This is a genomic window from Indolivaga alginatilytica (assembly GCF_003201355.1).
Taxonomy (GTDB): domain Bacteria; phylum Bacteroidota; class Bacteroidia; order Bacteroidales; family Dysgonomonadaceae; genus Dysgonomonas_A; species Dysgonomonas_A alginatilytica.
On sequence record NZ_QICL01000063.1, the window covers coordinates 1 to 4,079 of the forward strand.

Here is a 4,079-nt window from a genome sequence, read left to right on the forward strand (position 1 = left end):
GTATTCATTACGACCTTGCTTTCCTTATCGCCATAGTCACGGTTCAACTGGCTGAAATCCTGAAATCCTAAACATACAGCTACCTTGTTGCTTCGAGCGGTTGCAATCAGGTTATCCAAACCCCGGAAATAGATCGTCGGTAATTCGTCTATAATCACCGAGCTTTTCAGCATTCCTTTTTTATTAATCAGTTTTACGATGCGGGAATTGTATAATCCCAGTGCCGCTGAGTAGATATTCTGCCGATCGGGATTGTTACCTACACACAAAATCTTGGGCTGTTCGGGATTGTTAATATCCAGTGTAAAATCGTTGCCCGTCATTACCCAATAGAGTTGTGGTGAAATCATTCTCGATAGTGGAATTTTAGCACTCGCTATTTGTCCATAGGCTAAGCACCCAACGCCTTGCCACCTTTGACAGTGGTAGGTTTCCAAGTACTCGCCTCCGAACCGTACGTACACATTCCTGCGTATACAGCTCTCCATTAATTCATTCAGTCTAGCTTGCCTGCGTGTATCTTGTGGTGACATTTTAAACATACTGCTAAAGTTTTACGTTTGCGAGCAATCATTTTGACTTCCCAATCAGATTTCCCTTTCAGGTCTTTCAGTTTACGGACGTGGTGCATTTCAAGCTCATCTGTTGAACCGCAAAGTTCACAAACTCGGGCTTGAAGCCTTGTTATAAGTCCATTCCTACCGCCTGTAATGGCAATCGTATTGGGAAATCTGTCATTTAAGTTCACGTCAGGCATATCCTTACGTTTGAACCCTTTGTTGTAAAATTCCCGATACAGAATGTGCCCCCTTTTATCTATGTATGGAATAGCGAAAACACCGTTTTTCTTGTGTTTGGCTATTATCTTCTTTTTGGAAGTACGGTATTTGCCTGCATAAGTTTTATACATGCTGTACTCCATGATGTTATAAAAGGAGTCGATTATACAGCTATTATTAGCGATTGAGTAATAATTATAGAAACCCATAATTTCAGAATTGTATTGGCTGATGATTTCTAAATCATCCAAGTTTCTCATGTAGTTACGTCCTGTTGGTTTCCAAAACTCCGAGCCGTTCTTTTTCGTTATTTTCAACGCATTATAGGCTAAGAGTTTATTTCGCATAACTTCGGTAGTCACATAGAGAACAATCTTGTGGTCATAGCTCCTATTAAGGTGTCCGTTTTTATCCCGATGCGTATCATTGGATTTTCGCACGAAAATGTCATATCCAAGAAATTTAGCTGATTTCTGTGCATTTGTTATCAACGTTTTTTCTTCCGACAGTTCCAGTTTCAGTACCTCGTATAAATATTTCTTGATGCCATCTTTAATCTGTTCGCAGTCTTCCTTACTTCCAATAACTCCTATAAGAAAATCATCCGCATATCTTACATATTTCAGACGTTTGATACTATCATCCATTTCATCTCCAGCAGGATATTTTAGGCGTTCCTTTACTATTTCTCTAATCTGCTCATTAAGCTGTTTTCTTTCTGTATTGTCTTTTACGTTTTTAAGTTTCGACACCAGCTTTGCCTTACGATGTCCGAGTCTTTTGGCGATAGGATTTTCTTTTCTCCTTTTTCCCTTGTCGAATTTTTGGATATATTCTTTCATGTATTTATCGAACTTGTCTAGGTAAATGTTAGCCAGAACTGGGCTAATAAGACCACCTTGTGGAGTTCCACTATACGATTTATGGAATACCCAATCTTCTACATAACCTGCATTCAGAAATTTACGGATAATTCGAATGAATCTATCATCTGCAATTCGTTCCTCCAGAATATTGATTAGTATTTCATGGTTGATATTATCAAAGAAGCCTTTAATGTCTCCCTCTATAAACCATTTTGTACCATTACATGTATTCTGAATACTTTTCAATGCAGTATGACAACTTTTCTTGGGTCTGAAACCATGAGAAGTCTTTTCAAAACTACCTTCGTAAATTGCGTTCAAAATCATTCTGATTACTTCTTGTAGCAATTTATCATAAAATGCAGGAATACCTAAAGGACGTTTTTTCCCGTTTTTCTTCGGGATATATGTCCTTTTGGAGGGATAAGGATGATACGTTTCATCTTTTAACGTATCAATAAGCCGTTTAACGTTGGATATACTGAAGCCGTCAATGGTTTTACCATCGACACCTTTGGTCATATTGCCTTCTTTCGCATAAATGCGTTTATAGGCAATGTAGTACATTTCTTCATTAAACAGAATCCTATACAGCCTTTCGAACTTGTAAGTCAAGTCGCTGCTGTGTTGGCATAGACTGTTTAATACTTTTTCAGGATTTCTCATGTCTCTCACAATTTCCATTAATCATATTAAACTGAATTAACTGCCCCCCTTCGCCATGCAGTTTTACCTGCGTGTACAAGGCTTTCCCTTGCTCAGACTACTACGGAGGCTCTGTTACCATACCGAATATTCAGAGGTCTACACCTCATAGCCTTACAATTGGCATTTCGGGTTAGGTAATCCCCGTTTAGATACATAATAACATAATCTGAAATTCAGATTACTTTGGCATGATAAATTGTCGGATACGACTTTCGTCCTTTACTATTTATGTAGTTGCGTCGCAGTAAGTTCTTTTGCCCAAGCAACCTAACAGGGCGAAGCTGGGTACTACGATATGACGGGTTTCAATTCTTTTGAGAATTGTATAACTACCTTACGTCAAAGTCTACCATCTGACCGCTCAGACTATCGTTCAATCAATACTGACTTTATCCTCATATCTATCGTTTCATCTAGCCACTCAGTCGAAACATGGTAGTTTGTCCACTTGTGGCGTTCCCGACATGCTACACTCCCCATCGTCTTTCGTTAATGGATAAGTCGGGTGATGATAGGTTATTTTTCAAAGAACGCGAACCTAATCTCTTGCCAAAGAGATATTTATTATGTACCCTTACGGGCGCACCATCAACTGATCAGCCGCACCTCCTTCCCACGCATCCATAAAGGGACTCATGTAGTTTTCGAGTTCGGGATACGAACTCAAAATAGTAAAAATATCGCCATATTTTTTATTCAAAAACTCAATGGCATGAGGAAAGGTACAATACTTGCCATTCTCATAGATTTTCAGATACCAAATTATTGCTGCTAAGAGGATTATCGGAGATTCGACAAAGAAGTCGCCTTGCTTTTGAATCCACGTTTTATTGAGGTTTAACATAATGGTATAGGCAGATTCATAGGCATCGGCAATGTCTGTCATAAACTCCGGGGCAATCGGATTGCAACGGTGGCTCTTTGCCGGATTATCGAAATTAATCACATAGAATTTAGGGGCAACTTTGTATTTATCGAGATTCTTATTCAGTGTATTGTAGGCGATAACCGACAGATCATCAAATTTGTAGTCATACAAATACAAGGCGAAGCCCTTTTCTATCTGTTGCTTGATAAAATTATTGACCACCGCATACGATTTACCTGAACCCGGTGTTCCCAAAACAATAGTCGCCCGAAAGGGATTGACTACGTTGATCCATCCCTTGTTCCACTTCTTCTTATAGAAAAAACGGGTCGGCAGATTGACCGAATATTCATTTTCCATCAATCGGGTTTCCTGCATAAAAGATTCGTTTTCAATATTAAAAACGTCTTCCATCAGGTTGGTCTTTAGTAAACGGCTCATCCACAATCCTCCCATCAGAAGCAAAATATAACCCACTGTCATAGAGAAAATATAAATAGCTGTATTGGCTATTAAGGGCAAGGGCAGAGCCAATATCCACCAATTGAGAAAGAATAGAATAAACCCTATTGCCAGAAACATCCAGATCTTAGCCCATGTGATTTTCTCTTCTTTTACGCCTATTGTTCCCAAACAGGACAAGGCAAGAAATACCACCGCAAATAGCTTCGTCCAGAATATATGTGAGAATAATCCAGCCGTATTCTGAAAGTTTAATAAAATCTTATCGACTACTCCGATGTTAACACCCGTTTCCCGAATGGATTGGTAACAGAACCAATAGATATGTACTACTACAAATAATATACTGATGGCCCGCATGAATTCCATGACTTTAGCCAGTCCTCTTAGGTCGTC

At 39.1% G+C, this 4,079-nt stretch carries 1 protein-coding gene and 2 pseudogenes; all 3 read right to left on the bottom strand.

Going from position 1 to position 4,079, the window contains the following annotated elements; translation table 11 throughout:
- Positions 1-386, bottom strand: a pseudogene (locus tag CLV62_RS21360) (TraM recognition domain-containing protein); the annotation flags it as partial.
- Positions 387-496: 110 nt separating this feature from the next.
- Positions 497-2,311, bottom strand: a complete 1,815-nt coding sequence (locus tag CLV62_RS21365; RefSeq protein ID WP_110312788.1) for a reverse transcriptase domain-containing protein — start codon at positions 2,309-2,311, stop codon at positions 497-499.
- Positions 2,312-2,942: 631 nt separating this feature from the next.
- Positions 2,943-4,079: pseudogene (locus CLV62_RS21370) on the bottom strand (YWFCY domain-containing protein); the annotation flags it as partial.

What these genes read in the sequence shown, in the direction of transcription:
- CLV62_RS21365 (WP_110312788.1), bottom strand. Translation starts at nt 2,311, where the DNA reads ATGAGAAATCCTGAAAAAGTATTAAACAGTCTATGCCAACACAGCAGC.